The 15,682-nt window shown below is 61.6% G+C and carries 17 protein-coding genes; 1 reads left to right on the forward strand and 16 read right to left on the reverse strand.

The annotated features are described in order from the left end of the window. Positions 1 to 118 precede the first annotated feature (118 nt). From DWQ09_06565 to DWQ09_06630, 14 genes are all read right to left on the reverse strand, one after another. Complete coding sequence (locus tag DWQ09_06565) at positions 119 to 1,090, reverse strand: WYL domain-containing protein (protein KAA3628875.1); 972 nt, start codon at positions 1,088 to 1,090, stop codon at positions 119 to 121. A 65-nt stretch (positions 1,091 to 1,155) separates the two neighbouring features. Then, positions 1,156 to 1,560 carry a phosphatidylglycerophosphatase A gene (locus DWQ09_06570; GenBank protein KAA3628929.1) on the reverse strand — a complete coding sequence of 135 codons (405 nt, stop codon included), beginning with the start codon at positions 1,558 to 1,560 and terminating at the stop codon, positions 1,156 to 1,158. A 74-nt stretch (positions 1,561 to 1,634) separates the two neighbouring features. Further along, entirely contained in the window at positions 1,635 to 2,615 is a 981-nt protein-coding gene (thiL, locus tag DWQ09_06575) for a thiamine-phosphate kinase (GenBank protein ID KAA3628876.1), read from the reverse strand. Between the two features lie 131 nt (positions 2,616 to 2,746). Further along, positions 2,747 to 3,178 (reverse strand): transcription antitermination factor NusB, encoded by a 432-nt coding sequence (locus DWQ09_06580; protein ID KAA3628877.1) that lies wholly within the window; start codon positions 3,176 to 3,178, stop codon positions 2,747 to 2,749. After that, positions 3,175 to 3,648 carry a 6,7-dimethyl-8-ribityllumazine synthase gene (locus tag DWQ09_06585; protein ID KAA3628878.1) on the reverse strand — a complete coding sequence of 158 codons (474 nt, stop codon included), beginning with the start codon at positions 3,646 to 3,648 and terminating at the stop codon, positions 3,175 to 3,177. The genes DWQ09_06580 and DWQ09_06585 overlap by 4 nt, the downstream gene beginning before the upstream one ends. 228 nt (positions 3,649 to 3,876) lie before the next feature. Then, positions 3,877 to 4,995, reverse strand: a complete 1,119-nt coding sequence (gene ribB, locus DWQ09_06590) for a 3,4-dihydroxy-2-butanone-4-phosphate synthase (GenBank protein KAA3628879.1) — start codon at positions 4,993 to 4,995, stop codon at positions 3,877 to 3,879. Positions 4,996 to 5,050: 55 nt separating this feature from the next. Continuing rightward, complete coding sequence (locus DWQ09_06595) at positions 5,051 to 5,713, reverse strand: riboflavin synthase (protein ID KAA3628880.1); 663 nt, start codon at positions 5,711 to 5,713, stop codon at positions 5,051 to 5,053. A gap of 32 nt (positions 5,714 to 5,745) precedes the next feature. After that, positions 5,746 to 6,849 (reverse strand): bifunctional diaminohydroxyphosphoribosylaminopyrimidine deaminase/5-amino-6-(5-phosphoribosylamino)uracil reductase RibD, encoded by a 1,104-nt coding sequence (gene ribD, locus DWQ09_06600; protein ID KAA3628881.1) that lies wholly within the window; start codon positions 6,847 to 6,849, stop codon positions 5,746 to 5,748. Beyond that, on the reverse strand, positions 6,846 to 7,358 hold the full coding sequence (nrdR, locus tag DWQ09_06605) for a transcriptional regulator NrdR (protein KAA3628882.1): 513 nt from the start codon (positions 7,356 to 7,358) through the stop codon (positions 6,846 to 6,848). Before nrdR ends, ribD begins: the two co-directional genes overlap by 4 nt. A 64-nt stretch (positions 7,359 to 7,422) precedes the next feature. Next, a complete protein-coding gene (locus tag DWQ09_06610; GenBank protein ID KAA3628883.1) occupies positions 7,423 to 8,676 on the reverse strand; it encodes a serine hydroxymethyltransferase in 1,254 nt (417 codons plus the stop codon). Between the two features lie 163 nt (positions 8,677 to 8,839). Further along, the gene (locus DWQ09_06615; protein ID KAA3628884.1) at positions 8,840 to 9,796 is read right to left on the reverse strand and encodes an acetoin utilization protein AcuC; all 957 of its coding nucleotides are present in this window, start codon (positions 9,794 to 9,796) and stop codon (positions 8,840 to 8,842) included. Between the two features lie 161 nt (positions 9,797 to 9,957). Beyond that, positions 9,958 to 10,587 (reverse strand): hypothetical protein, encoded by a 630-nt coding sequence (locus DWQ09_06620; protein ID KAA3628885.1) that lies wholly within the window; start codon positions 10,585 to 10,587, stop codon positions 9,958 to 9,960. Positions 10,588 to 10,647: 60 nt separating this feature from the next. Then, positions 10,648 to 10,875, reverse strand: coding sequence for a hypothetical protein (locus DWQ09_06625; protein ID KAA3628886.1), 228 nt, complete (start codon positions 10,873 to 10,875; stop codon positions 10,648 to 10,650). Continuing rightward, positions 10,872 to 11,828 carry a cation transporter gene (locus tag DWQ09_06630; protein ID KAA3628887.1) on the reverse strand — a complete coding sequence of 319 codons (957 nt, stop codon included), beginning with the start codon at positions 11,826 to 11,828 and terminating at the stop codon, positions 10,872 to 10,874. The genes DWQ09_06625 and DWQ09_06630 overlap by 4 nt, the downstream gene beginning before the upstream one ends. A 339-nt stretch (positions 11,829 to 12,167) precedes the next feature. On the opposite strand from DWQ09_06630, the gene DWQ09_06635 reads away from it, so the two are divergent. After that, the gene (locus tag DWQ09_06635) at positions 12,168 to 13,685 is read left to right on the forward strand and encodes an AAA family ATPase (GenBank protein KAA3628888.1); all 1,518 of its coding nucleotides are present in this window, start codon (positions 12,168 to 12,170) and stop codon (positions 13,683 to 13,685) included. A gap of 168 nt (positions 13,686 to 13,853) precedes the next feature. Here the strand turns inward: DWQ09_06635 and DWQ09_06640 are convergent, their stop codons facing one another. After that, positions 13,854 to 14,786 carry an EamA family transporter gene (locus tag DWQ09_06640; protein ID KAA3628889.1) on the reverse strand — a complete coding sequence of 311 codons (933 nt, stop codon included), beginning with the start codon at positions 14,784 to 14,786 and terminating at the stop codon, positions 13,854 to 13,856. Continuing rightward, positions 14,783 to 15,601 (reverse strand): alpha/beta fold hydrolase, encoded by an 819-nt coding sequence (locus DWQ09_06645; protein KAA3628890.1) that lies wholly within the window; start codon positions 15,599 to 15,601, stop codon positions 14,783 to 14,785. Before DWQ09_06645 ends, DWQ09_06640 begins: the two co-directional genes overlap by 4 nt. Between the last annotated feature and the right edge of the window lie 81 nt (positions 15,602 to 15,682).

Consider the following 15,682-nt stretch of genomic DNA (forward strand, 5'->3'; position numbering starts at 1 on the left):
CAATCGATACCATGAGATCAATAATCGTGTCCCTAACCCCCACCCTCTCGACTCGTGTTCCAGACTCCGTTTACCTCCTCCATCCCTGGAGTCGTCCCAACCCGGGAGGGGGTGTGCTTCACACGCTTTTATAAACAGCGAGCGCTGATAGTAGGCGTTTTACCACCTCGCGCCGCAACTTCGCCGGACGCAGCACTTCGACATCCGCGCCATACTTGAGAATATCCATGATCAGCTCGCGCGGATCGCTGTAGGGGATGCGCAGCTCCACAGCGCCGTCTTCCAAGACTTTCGATTCCTGCTGCGGGTGCCACTGCTCGTCGGCCACCCAGCGCGCGGCGGCGCTGGTGAAACGCAGTACGGCGGTGTGCTTGGGTTCGCCGGCAAAGATGCCATAGGCGGAGGCGAAGTGGCGATCGAGCCGCTTTTCGTCGATCTCTTTTGCGGTGCCCTCAACCGCGACGATATGCAAACGGTCGAGCGAAAAACTGCGCAGCGCCCGGCGCAGGTGACACCACGCGTCGAGATACCAGTTGGCACGGTAGTGCACCAGCCGCTGCGGGGAGAGCCAGCGCTCGGTGATCGCGTCGCGTGCGCGTCCATGATAGAGCACCTTGAAACGAGCGCGCTCGACTGTGGCGGTGGCGACCTTGCGAAACACGTCCATATCCACCGGGCGCGGCGCCATTTGCAAAATACGCACGCGTTCGAGCAGTTCGCGGTTACCCGCCTTGCGATGTGCAAGCAAGTGCTCGATACGTTGTCGTAACGGAATAAGCTCGTCTTCGAGCAGGCTGGGCTGCGTCGGTGTCAACAACCGGTGAGCGGCAAGCAGGGCATGAAGTTCGGACGGGTTAAACCACAATCCCGGCAGCTCAAACAGCGCACCGGCGTTGTCATCGAGTCGATAGCCGTTGTATTCGCGGTCGTATTGGACGGGCGCCCCGAGATAGGTGCGGAGATCGTCGATGGCCCGCTGGACCGTGGCGCGCGAGCACTCCAGTTTTTCCTGTAACGTCTCACGCGAAATGGGCGTGCGGCGACTGCTCAGGATCTTGTGCAGTGCATAGATGCGATCGAACCGGTCCATGGCAGAGCCTTTTCGAGATGTGGCAGTATCCCGATCCTCTCACAGCAGTGGTGATCGGCATCGCCTTAACGCAGCAAAATGGAAATGCCAAACAAGATTACTGCAGAGTATATCCCGGCGAGAAAATCATCAATCATGATACCGACGCCGCCCGTCACGCCACGATCGAGGCTGCGGATGGGCCAGGGTTTGAGGATGTCGAAGAGACGAAACAGCAGGAATCCCGCCACGATCCATTGCCAGCCGCTGGGTGCCAGGCTCATGGTGACCAGGTAGCCGACGATCTCGTCCCAGACGATACCGCCATGATCGTGCACACCGAAATCACGGGCGGTGGTTTCGCACAGTCCGATGCCGACCAGAAAAAGCAGCGCGGTGACCGCCAGATAGGTCCACAGGGCGAGCGGTTCCAACAGCAGATAGATGGGGATCGCGACCAGCGTGCCGAAGGTGCCTGGCGCTACCGGCATGGCGCCGCTGCCGAAGCCGCAGGCCAGAAAATGCACCGGATTGCGCCAGACGCTGGGCGGCACGCGGTTGCGTTTCACTCGCCCGCACCCGTGAAGTGCTGGTATCCCAGGGTGCGCGGATCGATGATCTCGCCGTCTGCGATGATGCAACGCAGACCGGGTCGCTCGTCGATGCGGCCAATGGCGGTGCACCGCGTGCCGAGTCGGGCAAAGCGCGCTTCGATCGCCCCCCGCGCCGACTCCGGCGCCGTGAAACAGAGCTCGTAGTCGTCACCCCCGCCCAACGGCAGCGCCCAATTGCCGCTGGTGCCAAGATGCCGTTCCATGGCCGCAGACAACGGGAGCCGCGTGGCGTGGATGGTCGCACCGACACCGCTGGCGTCAAGCAGGTGGCCGAGATCGGCACCCAGGCCATCGGAGATATCGATGGCCGCATGCGCCAGACCGCGCAGGGCGCAGCCCTCGGCGATCCGCGGAATCGGACGATCGAGCCGCGCTCCCAGCGTGCTGCGATCGGTGACAGCAACCTCCGCCCGGCCCTGCAGGCCGGCCAGCGCCAGCGCGGCATCACCCAGGGTACCGGTCACCCATACCTGATCGCCGGGTCGCGCACCGTGACGGCGCAACGCACTGCCTTGCGGCACATGCCCCGCCACCTGCACCGAGATGGTCATTGGGCCGCGCGTCGTATCGCCGCCGATCAACGCCACCCCGGTGCTATCGGCCAGGGCGAAAAACCCGGAGGCAAAGGCGTGGACCCATTGTTCGTCCGGTTCGGGCAGCGTGAGCGCCAGCGTCGCCCAGGCGGGTTCGGCACCCATTGCGGCGAGGTCGCTCAGATTGACGGCCAGCGCTTTGTGGCCGATATCCCGCGGCGCGATGTCGCGAGGAAAATGAACGCCGGCCACCAGCGTATCGATGGCGACCGCCAGTTCCTGTCCGGCAGGGAGGCGCACCACTGCGGCATCGTCGCCGATGCCCAGTACCACATCGTCGCGCTTGGTGTAATCACGCTTGAAGTAGCGGTCGATGAGTTGAAATTCGCCTAGGGACATGCCCTCACCCTACCCTCTCCCGCGAGAAGAGGGAACGCAGGACAACGAGCGATCGGCGCTCGGTGGATTCAGTGCCATGGTGCGGGAGCGCTGTAGCCAGCTTCAATAAAGGGGATGTTGGCAGCGCGATCTCAGGCTGCCGGCCCGCGCACCTCGACCGCGCGAACATGTTGCGCCACCTTGTCGAGGACGCTGTTGACATACTTGTGCCCCTGGTCGGCGCCAAAGCGCTTGGCCAGCTCAATGGCTTCATTGATGACCACGCGGTAGGGCACCTCCGGGTGGGCCACCAACTCGTAGGCACCGAGGCGCAGGATGGCGCGCTCGACCGGATCGAGCTCGGCGACCTTACGATCGAGCAGCGGTGCGAGATGCTCATCGAGCTCCTGCACCTGCCCCACCACCCCGCGGAACAGCTCCTCGAAATAATCGGCATCGGCCTGCGCCATATCCTGGTCTGCCGGAAACGTCGCCTGCAGATTGCCGGGTGTCTCGCCTGTCACCTGCCACTGATAGATGGCCTGGGCGGCACAGCGTCGTGACCAGGTGCGCTTGCGGCTCATCCGCCAATCGATCGCAACAGATTGACCATTTCGATGGCCGAGACCGCCGCTTCGGCACCCTTGTTGCCGGCCTTGGTTCCGGCCCGTTCGATGGCCTGCTCGATGGTGTCAGTGGTCAGCACGCCGAAGGCGATGGGCAGTCCGTGTTGCAGCGAGACTTGCGCGATCCCTTTCGTGCACTCACCCGCAACATAGTCGAAATGGGGCGTACCGCCGCGGATCACCGCACCCAGGGCAATAATGGCATCGTACTTGCCGGCCTTCGCCAACTGCTGGGCGACCAGCGGCATCTCGAAGGCGCCAGGCGCACGCACCACATGCAGGTCGGCCTCTTTGGCACCGTGGCGGCGCAGCGTGTCGAGTGCGCCTTCCAGCAGGCTCTCGGTAATGAAGCTGTTGAAACGTGTCACCACGATGGCAAAGTGCGCGCCACGGATAGTGAGATCCCCTTCGATGGTCTTGGTGGTCATGGTTTGGTTCCTGTCAGTTGAATCCTAGGGTGCGTGTAGTAACGGCGAAAGCCGCGAATGGATTGAATGTTGTCTCGCGCAAAGACGCGAAGACACAAGGTTCGCAAAGAAAACAGGAGCATCACTTCGCGGTTCCCGGCGCTCTTGGCGCCTTCGCGCCTTTGCGTTGAAAGGATTCGATGCAGACATTCTCGGCGTTCGCCGTTCCTGCCCGCATGCCCGACATGGCTATTCGCACGCCACGTACTCCACCACCTCCAGGTCGAACCCGGAGAGAGCGTGAACCCTTTTCGGCGTATGGACGATAACGCGCATCTTGCGCACACCCAGATCGGCCAGTATCTGCGCCCCGATGCCGTGGGTGCGCAGATCATTGACCGGTTCCTGACGCGGCCACTTGCCGCCCTGATCTTCCAGATCATAGGCACGGATGCGGCGCACCAGATCCTGCGCATTCTCCTCCATGTGCAGCACCACAATCACGCCACTGCCCGCACGGGTAATCTGCTGCATGGCGCGGCGCAGCGAATAGCTGGCCTCGCCACCACGCTGCGGTTCGAACAGATCGTCCAGGGTGCTGCGCATCTGCACGCGCACCAAGGTCGGTTCGTCGGCGCGCACCTCACCCAACGTCAGCGCGAAGTGCAACTCGCTGGTGATGATGTCGCGGTAAGCGTTGAGACGAAAAGCGCCGTACTCGTTGGGCATGGCGCAACTGGCGACACGCTCGACCGTGGTCTCGTTGATGAGGCGGTATTGGATCAGATCGGCGATAGTGCCGATTTTGAGATTGTGTTGTTCGGCGAAACTTTCCAGGTCGGGCCGCCGCGCCATGCTGCCGTCTTCATTGAGGATCTCGACGATCACCGCTGCGGGTTCGAACCCCGCCAGGCGCGCGAAATCGCACCCTGCCTCGGTGTGGCCAGCGCGGGTCAATACTCCACCGGGCTGCGCCATCAGCGGAAAGATGTGCCCGGGTTGAACGATATCCTCGGCCTTGGCGTCCTGCGCCACCGCGGCGCGCACCGTCACCGCGCGATCGGCGGCGGAGATGCCCGTGGTGACCCCTCTGGCCGCCTCGATCGACACGGTAAAGTTGGTGGAGTGCTTGGCGTTGTTGTCGCTCACCATCAGCGGCAATCGCAGCTGCTGGCAGCGCTCCTGCATCAGCGTGAGACAGATCAGGCCGCGGCCGTATTTGGCCATGAAGTTGATATCCTCCGGCCGCACCTGGGAAGCGGCCATCAGCAGATCCCCCTCGTTCTCGCGATCCTCATCGTCCATGATGATGACCATGCGCCCGAGGCGCAGGTCGTCGATGATCTCTTCAATACTGTTCAAAGGCATAACGACAATTCTATCTGCATGAGCGGCACCAGCCGCGAACTTTCGTGCCGCGCTCCTACGGCTTGAGGAATCCATGCTCGGCGAGAAACGCCAGCGTCACACCGCCGCTGCCGGGTTCCGCGGCGCGCTCGCCGAGCAGCAGGCGCTCGAGATAGCGGGCGATCAGGTCCACCTCCAGATTCACCGTCGTACCCACGGCGTAATCCCCCATGATGGTCTCTTTTATGGTGTGCGGCACGATGTTGAGATCGAACACCGCCCCATCGACAGCATTGACGGTGAGGCTGATGCCATCCACCGTAATCGATCCCTTCTCGGCAATGTACCTGGCCAACTCCCTGGGCGCCTCGATGCGAAACCGTTCCGAACGGCCGTCGGGACGACGCTCGATCACCTTACCCACGCCGTCGACGTGCCCGCTCACCAGATGGCCGCCGAGATGGGTGGTTGGCGTGAGCGCTTTCTCCAGATTCACGCGGCTGCCGATACGCAATCCGCCGAGCGTGGTGCGCGCCAGACTCTCGCCCGAGACGTCGGCCCAAAAACCGTCGCCCGGCAGTTCGATGGCGGTCAGGCAGACGCCGTTGACCGCGATGCTGTCGCCCAGCCCCGTCGCCGCCATCGGCAGTTTCCCGGTCTGGATACGCAGCCGCGAATCGGCCCCTTGCGGTTGCAGGGCGGCGATGGTGCCGACCGCCTGAATGATACCTGTGAACATTTACTCTTCTCCTCGGCCGGGATGCGCCCGACCTACCGATTCTTTCCCTGCACCAGTGCCGTGATGCGCCAATCCTTGCCTACGGCGCGGATATCCTGAATCTCCAGCGCGATACGCTCCTCCATGGTTTCCATCCCGGGCAGATGAAAGAGCCCGCGCGCCTGATCGCCCATCAGATGCGGTGCCAGGTAGACGATCAACTCATCGATCAGGCCGGCGCGCAACACGGCACCGCTCAGCACCGCACCGGTCTCCACCAGCACCTCGTTGATCTCGCGTTGACCCAGCAGATCCATCAACCCCGGCAGATCGATGGTCCCCGGGCGCCCCGGCAGACAGACCACCTCGGCTCCCGCTGCGCGAAGCTCGGCTGCGGCATCCGCCTCTTCCTGGGAGCAGACGATCAGCGTGAGACCCGGCTCCTTCAGTAGCTGCGCGGTGGTTGGCGTGCTGAGATAAGGGTCCAGCAACACGCGCAGCGGTTGCAACACCGGCCCGTCATCGATGCGCGCGGTCAGCGCAGGATTGTCGGCCAACACGGTTCCGATCCCGGTGAGCATCGCCGAGCTACGCGCGCGCAAACGATGGACATCGGCCCGTGCCGCAGCACCGGTTATCCATTTACTCTCGCCCGAGGCCATGGCGGTGCGACCATCAAGGCTCATCGCCAATTTGCACCGCACATAGGGGCGGCCCCGGCGCATGCGACTGATGAACCCGGGATTGAGCGCCGCGGCCTGCTCCGCAAGCACACCGCTCTGCACCTGAATGGCCGCCGCCCGCAGGCGCTGCAAGCCCTCGCCCGCCACCTGCAGACTGGGATCTTCCATGGCCGCAACCACCCGCGTAATACCCGCTGCGATCAGCGCATCGGCGCACGGCGGGGTGCGGCCATGGTGGCTGCACGGTTCCAGCGTCACGTACGCGGCCGCTCCCCTGGCACGCTCGCCGGCGTCCTGCAGCGCATTGATCTCGGCGTGGGGTTCACCGGCACGCACATGCCAGCCCTCGCCCACGATCTCGCCATCGCGCACCAACACACAACCGACCCGCGGATTGGGATCGGTGGTGTAGAGCCCCCGTTGCGCGAGCTGCAGCGCGCGGGCCATATAGCGGCGGTCGGCGGTGCTGCTCATCGCTTCTTGTGATCCCCCGGCAGCAACGACAACTGACTGCGCTTCAACTCCACAGACGGTTCGCTCTCGAGTCGTTCGATCTCTTCGCGAAACTCGCTCACATCGCGAAAGTTCCGGTAGACCGAAGCGAATCGCACGAACGCCACCTGATCCAGATCGCGCAGCTCACCCATCACCCATGCACCGATCTGTTCCGAATTCACCTCGCGCTCGCCAAGGGTGATGAGGTTGTGGTGAATGCGCTCGATGGCGGCTTCCACCAGATCGGTCGCTACCGGGCGGCGCTCCAGCGCGCGCAGCATACCGCCGCGTAGTTTATCCTCATCGAAAGGGACGCGGCTGCCGTCACGCTTTACCACCCGTGGCATCAGCAATTCGGCGGTCTCGAAGGTGGTGAAACGCTCGTTGCACTTCAGGCACTCGCGACGGCGGCGCACCTGGGCGCCCTCGCTCGCCAACCGCGAGTCCACCACCTTGGTTTCATCGGCTCCGCAAAAAGGGCAGCGCATAATTCAATGGTAGGAGCGGCTTCGGGCGCGATGATCGCGGCTGAAACCGCTCCTACAGGGTACCTTACCCATACACTGGGTAGCGCGCGCAGATCGCCAGCGCCTTTGCCTTGACCGCCGCGATCACGGTGGCATCGCCACGGCTGTCGATCACATCGCACATCCATCCCGCCAGCTCGCTGGCCTCCTGCCCGGTGAATCCCCGGGTGGTGATGGCGGGCGTGCCGATGCGGATGCCGCTGGTGACAAAGGGTGACTGCGGATCGTTAGGCACGGTATTCATGTTGACGGTGATGTTGGCGCTGCCGAGCCAGGCATCGACATCCTTGCCGGTGAGGCCGGCCTTGATGAAGCTCACCAGAAACAGATGATCGTCCGTGCCCTTGGAAACCACGTCGTAACCTCGATCCATGAACACCTTGGCCATGGCGCGGGCGCTGGTCACCACCTGCTGCTGATAGGCCTTGAATTCGGGTTGCAACGCCTCCTTGAAGGCCACCGCCTTGGCGGCGATGACATGCATCAACGGCCCGCCCTGGGTGCCGGGAAAGACCATGGAGCGCAGCTTCTTCTCGATCTCCTCGTTTTCGCGCGCCAGGATCAGACCGCCGCGCGGGCCGCGCAGGGTTTTGTGGGTGGTGGTAGTGGTGACATCGGCAATAGCGGTCGGATTCGGGTAGACGCCCGCCGCGACCAAGCCGGCAACGTGGGCCATGTCGACAAACAGCAATGCGCCCACCGCATCGGCGATGTCGCGAAAGCGCTGCCAGTCCAACACGCGCGAATAGGCCGAAAAACCGGCTATGATCATCTTCGGCCGGTGCTCTTTGGCAAGACGCTCCACCTCGTCGTAATCGACCTCGCCGGTCGCGGGATCGAGACCGTACTGCACCGCATTGAAAATCTTGCCGGAGAAGTTCACCTTGGCGCCGTGGGTGAGGTGCCCGCCATGGGCGAGACTCATGCCAAGGATGGTGTCGCCCGGTCTCAGCAGCGCGAAGTAGACCGCGGCATTGGCCTGCGAACCCGAGTGAGGCTGGACGTTGGCGTAGGCGGCTCCGAATAGCTGTTTGGCGCGATCGATGGCGAGTTGCTCGGCGATGTCCACATACTCACAGCCGCCGTAGTAGCGTTTGCCGGGGTAGCCTTCGGCGTACTTGTTGGTGAGTACCGAGCCCTGGGCCTCCAGCACGCGGGGGCTGGCGTAGTTCTCCGAGGCGATCAACTCGATATGCTCTTCCTGGCGCCGCTCTTCGTTCTGAATGGCTGCCCACAGTTCATCGTCAAAACCCGCAATCTTCATCTCTTTCCCGAACATACGGCTCTCCAGAAATGCGAGCGGGCCCGCACGGCCCGCTGTGTGGTGCTTTCCGCCCGGGAATCGACTCGCTGACCCCGGTTGGAAAAAGGGCTAAAGGATACCCGAATCGGTAGGTCTTTGCATGGCTTGAGCGCTGAGCGACAGACCTGGTCGACTCCGATCACGCCGCATCGAGAAGTGAACGCACCACCGCCGTCCAGGCCAGCGCGATGTTCTGATGGTTGTACCCTCCACCGCCGAGCGCCAGCAGCCGACCGTCGCAGAACTCATTCGCGATCCCGGCCAGGCGGGTCGCCGCGTGGGCGTGAGCGGCGGGGGTATAACACATGTGGGTGATGGGATCGCCGCGCACGCTGTCGGCGCCGCATTGCAGAATGATGAACTCGGGCCTGCCCGCCCGCAGGTAGTCCTCAACCCGCTGCCAGGCGACCAGAAACTGATCGTCATCCGCCCCCGGCGGCATGGGGATATTGAGCTTGGTCCCTTTGGCGAGCCCGCGCCCGGACTCATCGGCGGCGCCGGTCCCCGGGTAGAGGTAGCGTCCATCTTCGTGGATATCGGCAAACAACAGATCGGGATCCTCTTCAAAGCCGTAGAAGACGCCATCACCGTGATGCGCGTCGATATCGACGTAGGCAACGCGCTTCAGGCCGTATTCGCTGCGCAACATCTCGATGACCACGCCGCAATCGTTGAAGACGCAGAACCCTCCCGCCACGTTGCGTCGCGCGTGGTGCAGGCCCGCGATAGGTATAAAGGTGTGCCGGCACTGCTGATCCATCAGTTGACGCGCGGCGTCCACCGCGCTGCCGACCACATGGGCCGCCGCTTCGTAGACACCGGGAAACGCCGGCGTATCGCCGTAATCGAGATAACCGGTGCCGCTCTCGGATTGGCGGATCACCTTGTCGACATACTCGGGGGTGTGGAAGCGTTCGATATCCGCGCGCTCCGCACAAACGGGGTCGTGCACAGCGACCACCGCGTCGAGACCCTGGCTGATCATGCGATCCCAAAAGACCCCCATGCGCTCCGGGCCGAACGGATGTTCGTCGCCGAAGCCATAGCGCCCGAGCGCCTCACCCACGTACACGCAAACCGAATGCCCCTTGGCCATCAAAACCACCTGATCCCAGTGTCGAGTTGCCTACACTAAATCGCTAATGCAACGATATTGCAAGGCAGGGTATGGGGACCCCCCACTTTCATGCCCCCCAAAAAAGCAGGATCCGGGGCAGGCCCCGGATCATCGTGCAACCGCAACCCCTGAACTTGCATCTAGGCGGGGACAATGTGGTAAGCGCAGCTCGACGCCCCATTGCGCAGGCAGCACTGCCTCTCGACTCGGAACATGGGAAGATCTTTCACACCCTTGGGCAGACCCTCGAGCGTGCCGTGGAAAAACCGGCTGTGCAACTCGCTCGGTGCGCCGCGATCGAGATTCCGGGCGTAGCTCTCCACCGAGATCGCTTCGCCTAAAACAGTGGCGGTGGCGAGGGGCTGTATGCCGGGCATGACCACCTTCTCCAGGGCAGTCTGCAAATCGAACGCCTCCTCCCTCACCTCGAGGTTGGAGACCAGGTTCTGCCCGAAACCGCGGCCCAGCTGGTAGAACCGGTTCGGCTGGTCCTCGGCGGGAATGGAGCCTTTAAGCTCCAGCAGACGATTGGCAATGTTGGGGTAACGGCTCAGCAGCGAAAAGAACAGCATCCGGTCGCGGATCTCGATTTCCCCGGCCTCCGATTCAACACTCTGGAAGCGCTTTTCATCTTCGCTCAGCTCCGGCGCGGCCAACGGCACGACATTGCTGACCTTGAGCGCTGCACGCACGCCTTCGATGCCATTGACGACGCTCCTGACGTCATCCTCATCGACCGCCTCATCGCCCTCGACTTCGATCGCCAGCAACCTTCCGCCGTTGGGCGCGTCGTTGATGACGTGATTGACCCGGAGGCTCCTTCTTGTAGCTCAATCGCCTCCGCCACCGTCGCCACCGCCTAAATCGCCGAAACCACCGTCGCCCCCCGATCCGCCCCCGCGCAGACGATAAAACCGGCTCAGGATCACAAACAACAGATAGCCAATGAACAGCAGGTCGACCAGCGGCAAAAGAGCACCATAAAAGTACGACTTGCTTTCCAGGTCGGTATGGAACAGTGCAACAACCCCCACTCCGATCACCAGCAGATGTTTCACGCCTGCGGCCCCGGATCAACGGCCTGTTGTTGAGCCTGCTGCAGGTAGTAGCGGCGCGCTTCGCCTTCGATGAAGACGCGTTTGACCCGCAGGTAACGTTCTTTGATGGCCCTGTCCATGCGCGCGACGGCTTCCTCGACCTCCGTGGCGCTGGCCGTATAGTGAAAATCGACACTCACATTGACCAGCACGAAATCCGGCCCCATGTGCATGGAGAGTACCTCATTGACGTGGCTGACCTGCGGATGGTTACCCACCAGTTCGCGTATTCCTTCGACCACCACGTCATGCGCACTCTCGCCGATCAGCAGACTCTTGGTCTCATAGGCCAGCCATACAGCGGTTCCGCCGAGAATCAGGCCGATGACGACGGAGGCGGTACCGTCGAGGTAGGGATTGCCGGTCACCTGCCCCACCCAGATGCCGAGAAAGGCGACGATCAAGCCCAGCATCGCGGCCGAATCCTCGAACAGCACCACGAACAAGGTGGGATCCTTGCCCCTCTGCACCGCCTCGACGTAACTCCACTTGCCCTTGGCCCGCGTGAACTCGCGAAAGGCGAAATACCAGGCCGCGCCTTCGAAGAGCATGGCCGCGCCCAGCACCAGATAGTTGACGAACGGGTCTTCGATAGGCTGTGGATCGAGAATGTGCAGGATGCCTTCGTAGATCGAGACACCGGCACCCACGGCGAAGATGAGGATGGCCACCACGAAGCTCCAGAAATAGATCTCCTTGCCATGGCCGAACGGAAACTGCGCATCAGGCGGCTTCTGTGCCCGTTTCATTCCATAAAGCAACAACACCTGATTGCCGGTATCGACCAGCGAGTGGATCCCTTCCGAGAGCATCGCCGAACTGCCGGTCCATGCGGCGGCGAAGAACTTGGTGATGGCGATCAGCGCATTGCCCAGCAGGGCGGCGATGATCACCTTTTTCGAGGATGAGGCCATGAAGCTGTCTCTAGTAACGACGTCTCAGCGTGAGGTAACACAGGCACACCGATCTTTGCGGTAGTCTATGCAGCAAATCCCATGATGCCTTCTCCGCAGCGAAGCTGGCGATGGGCATGCCACAACTCCTTCTCCCTCAGGGAGAAGGCGGGGATGAGGGTGGTTAACCATTTCTGCCCTCACCCTGACCCTCTCCCATGAGGCGAGGGGAAAAGCCCGCGCATGATCGGTAGCCGTTAAAGGTGCGCACTTGTGAACCACTCTGTGCTCAACACCAGCGACTGCAGTGGTACCATGAGCGCGCGACGCTCATAACCATACAACATCAACCGCATACGCATGAACACCGACCTGCACGAACTCGAACTGCTGCTGCGCTCGCGCTTCCCCATCGTGGTGATCGAAACTCACGAAGAGCTGCGCGTGCTGGAACTGTTTCGCCGCCTCACCCCGCAGCTCGGCAAGGCCGTGCTCCACTGGAGCGCCACTGAAGGGCTGGTGTGGAGTGCCGCGAGCCCACGACTGGAAATCGATAACGGAAACTCGCATAACGCCCAGCACATGGAGCCCGACAAGGTGCTCAAGCACATCAAAGGCGTGCGCCAGGGCAGCATCTTTATCCTCAAGGATTTTCACCCCTATCTCGACGAACCGCTCAATGTGCGCCTGCTGCGCGAGATCGCGCTGGCGCACGAAGCCAACCAGCACACCGTGGTGCTGCTCAGTCCGAGCATCAAATTGCCCGAAGAGCTGAAACGCCTCTGTGCGCGATTCGCTCTGTCACTGCCCACGTACGAGAAACTGCGCTCACTCGTTGAAGCCGAGGCGCGCACCTGGAGCAAGGAGATTGGCGGTAAGGTAAAAGCCGACAAACAGGCACTGGAGCAGTTGGTGCGCAATCTCCAGGGCCTCACCACCGAAGATGCGCGCCGCCTCGCGCGCAGCGCGATCTATAACGACGGCGCCATCACGCACAGCGACATCGCCGAAGTTCAGCAGGCCAAGTACCGGCTGCTCGACATGGACGGACTGCTCAGCTTCGAGTACGAAACCGCACAGTTCGGCGAGGTGGGCGGCCTGCACAATCTCAAACACTGGCTTGGCAGCCGCAAAAAGCCCTTCATCGAACCCGACAACCGCTACGGCCTAAAACCACCCAAGGGTATCCTGCTGCTCGGCGTGCAGGGTGGCGGCAAGAGCCTCGCCGCCAAGGCCGTCGCCGGCGCTTGGGGCGTGCCGCTGCTACGGCTCGATTTCGCCGCGCTCTACAACAAGTTCTTCGGCGAGACCGAACGCAACCTGCGCGACTCGCTGAAGATGGCCGAGGTGATGGCCCCCTGCGTGCTGTGGATCGACGAGATCGAAAAGGGCATCGCCACCGACACCCACGACAGCGGCACCTCGCGGCGCGTGCTCGGCACCCTGCTCACCTGGATGGCCGAACGCCGCGATCGCGTCTTCCTGGTCGCCACCGCCAACGACATCCAGTCGCTGCCGCCGGAGCTGATCCGCAAGGGACGTATGGACGAGATCTTCTTCGTCGATCTGCCAGAAACAACCGAACGCGAAGAGATCTTCCGCATCCACGTCGAAAAGCGCAAGCAGCCGGTGTCGAACTTCAACTTTGCTGAACTGGCGCGCGCCGCCGCAGGCTTCTCCGGCAGCGAGATCGAACAGGCAGTGGTCGCCGGACTCTACGCGGCGCTGGCCGACGACCGGCCACTGGACAATGCTTTGATACTCCATGAGATCGGCAAGACCCAACCGTTGTCGGTGGTGATGGCGGAAAAACTCCGGGCGCTGCGCGAGTGGGCGGCGAACCGGACGGTGCCGGCGCAGGGTGAGCGGTCTGCATAGTGACCTCACCAGCCGTCATTCCGGTGAGTGCGATAAGGGGTCAGAGCCCTTAATCTCGATCACCAGCCAGCCACCCGGCTTCAATACTGCACACGCAAACAACAAGGTGCGCAAATTGAGCGTGATCGAATGTAGGCCGTCATCGATTTAGTGATCACGGAAATGCTGTTATTTTTTCATTTGACCCACCAGCATCTCGGAAAACACCGATGCGGTTATAACCACGATGGCGATAAGCTGGGTGAGCGTGAGACTTTGATCGAGTATCGACACTGCCAACAGCGCGGCGATAACCGGTTTGAGAAAGAACAAATAGCTACCACGAGTGATGTCGGGAACAGCGGCCAATCCACCGATCCAGAGAAATTGAGTAATGGTCGTGTTGAAAATCGCCAGGGCAGCGAGAGCGGTCAAAGCCTGCTGATCCAGCCCTGTCAGGCGTTGTGGCGCGACCCAGATGCCAAAAAATACGCCCACCACCAGCCACAGCCCGATGGCACCGATGAACATCGTGATAGCGGTGATGCGCAGCGCCCCGTATTGGGTAATAATGGGTTTGACCAGGACCGAATAAGCAGCGACCGCGGCCGCACAGGTAATGGCCATTAAAATGCCGGTCAGGTTCTCTGCGGAACCGGCAAGCTGCAGCAGGTAACCGTCGGTAATCAGCAGGGCGATGCCAAGCAGTGCGCAGAAGCCGCTAAGGATCTTCGCCATGGGCATAGGCGCGCGATTGATCAGCAGATTCGATACACCAACAAAAATGGGAATGGTCGTCACCAGCGTCGCCACCTGAACCACCGAGGCAAAATCCAGAGACCAGTGAAAGAACAGGTAAGCGAAGGTCACGCCGAGAATGGATAATGCCACCAACCTCACGCCGTGTGTTTTCAAAGGCGTCAGCAAATCTCGACTGCCCGGAATTATCAGGGCCAGAATCACAAGTCCGGCGCCGCCGAGAAGGAAGCGCCAGACAGAAAGTTCGGGACCGGCCACACCCGAGAGTACGGAAACGAATTCCGACGAGGCGTGACCCAGCACGCCAACGAATACAGCGAGGTAGGCGAGCCCGCTGTGCCGATGCCAGAGCCCCGTTGTCACAGCGCTTTACCGAAGTCGACCAATACCGTGGCTAACGCAGCCGGTTGCTCGGCGGGCAGCAAATGTGCTGCATCGGGCATATCGATACGCCGCGCATTGGGCAAACGAGCGTAAAGCGACACAACATCATCCAGGTCGAGAAATACCCGATCCTGCAAGCCAGTAACTACCAGCACTGGCAGGACCAGCTCTTCGTATGGCACATTCCAATTTACCGCGCCCGCATTGCGCAACAGGTTGGCGTGGCCGGAATCACTCGGAAGCGGCGCATAGGGTGTATCTTGCAGAAAGTTTCGCCGGTTTTCAGCTAACCATGCTTCGTTGAATAACAAGGGAGCAAACAGATCACGGAACAACCCCAGACCGCCCACCCGGGCACAACGCACCAGCGCATCGTTGATCCACTGCAAGCGCGGGCCATCGCAGCGAAGCGTATTAATCAGCACTAGCCCGCAGACAGCAACACCTTTGATACCGCCAAGCCAGGTTTTGGCAGCGAACAAGCCGCCGATGGAAAGCCCCACCAGGATGACATTGGATGGCTGTAGGTGTTGCAATAGACGCCGCGCATCTTCGACGATCAGCGACTCGTCAAGATCGAGTTCGCGACTGAAGGGGCTGTCTTTCTGGCCGCGAAAATTAAAACTCAGCGTGCCATGCCCGGCCGCCCGCAACGTTTCACCGATCACCCCTTCCCACATGCCGGTATCGCCGGTTAGCGCGTTGAAAAAAACGTAGGTTTTTCCATGCTCATCTCTCGGCGGCGTGTAGATGTAAAACAGGCCGTTGCCATCGCTTAGTTCCAGAATATGCATAGTGTTATTTCACTTTGATTATTAAATCACCTGGCGCCCAGGTAGTTTAATATTTGCCAGTATCGAAAACGATGTACCGAG

This window comes from Pseudomonadota bacterium (assembly GCA_008501635.1).
Taxonomy (GTDB): Bacteria; Pseudomonadota; Gammaproteobacteria; order QQUJ01; family QQUJ01; genus QQUJ01.

Coding starts and splice junctions, on each gene's coding strand:
- thiL (KAA3628876.1), bottom strand. CDS start 2,615: ATGTCCCTAGGCGAATTTCAACTCATCGACCGCTACTTCAAGCGTGAT.
- DWQ09_06565 (KAA3628875.1), bottom strand. CDS start 1,090: ATGGACCGGTTCGATCGCATCTATGCACTGCACAAGATCCTGAGCAGT.
- DWQ09_06580 (KAA3628877.1), bottom strand. CDS start 3,178: ATGAGCCGCAAGCGCACCTGGTCACGACGCTGTGCCGCCCAGGCCATC.
- DWQ09_06610 (KAA3628883.1), bottom strand. CDS start 8,676: ATGTTCGGGAAAGAGATGAAGATTGCGGGTTTTGACGATGAACTGTGG.
- nrdR (KAA3628882.1), bottom strand. CDS start 7,358: ATGCGCTGCCCTTTTTGCGGAGCCGATGAAACCAAGGTGGTGGACTCG.
- DWQ09_06635 (KAA3628888.1), top strand. CDS start 12,168: ATGAACACCGACCTGCACGAACTCGAACTGCTGCTGCGCTCGCGCTTC.
- DWQ09_06645 (KAA3628890.1), bottom strand. CDS start 15,601: ATGCATATTCTGGAACTAAGCGATGGCAACGGCCTGTTTTACATCTAC.
- DWQ09_06630 (KAA3628887.1), bottom strand. CDS start 11,828: ATGGCCTCATCCTCGAAAAAGGTGATCATCGCCGCCCTGCTGGGCAAT.
- DWQ09_06615 (KAA3628884.1), bottom strand. CDS start 9,796: ATGGCCAAGGGGCATTCGGTTTGCGTGTACGTGGGTGAGGCGCTCGGG.
- DWQ09_06585 (KAA3628878.1), bottom strand. CDS start 3,648: ATGACCACCAAGACCATCGAAGGGGATCTCACTATCCGTGGCGCGCAC.
- DWQ09_06595 (KAA3628880.1), bottom strand. CDS start 5,713: ATGTTCACAGGTATCATTCAGGCGGTCGGCACCATCGCCGCCCTGCAA.
- ribD (KAA3628881.1), bottom strand. CDS start 6,849: ATGAGCAGCACCGCCGACCGCCGCTATATGGCCCGCGCGCTGCAGCTC.
- ribB (KAA3628879.1), bottom strand. CDS start 4,995: ATGCCTTTGAACAGTATTGAAGAGATCATCGACGACCTGCGCCTCGGG.
- DWQ09_06570 (KAA3628929.1), bottom strand. CDS start 1,560: ATGCCGGTAGCGCCAGGCACCTTCGGCACGCTGGTCGCGATCCCCATC.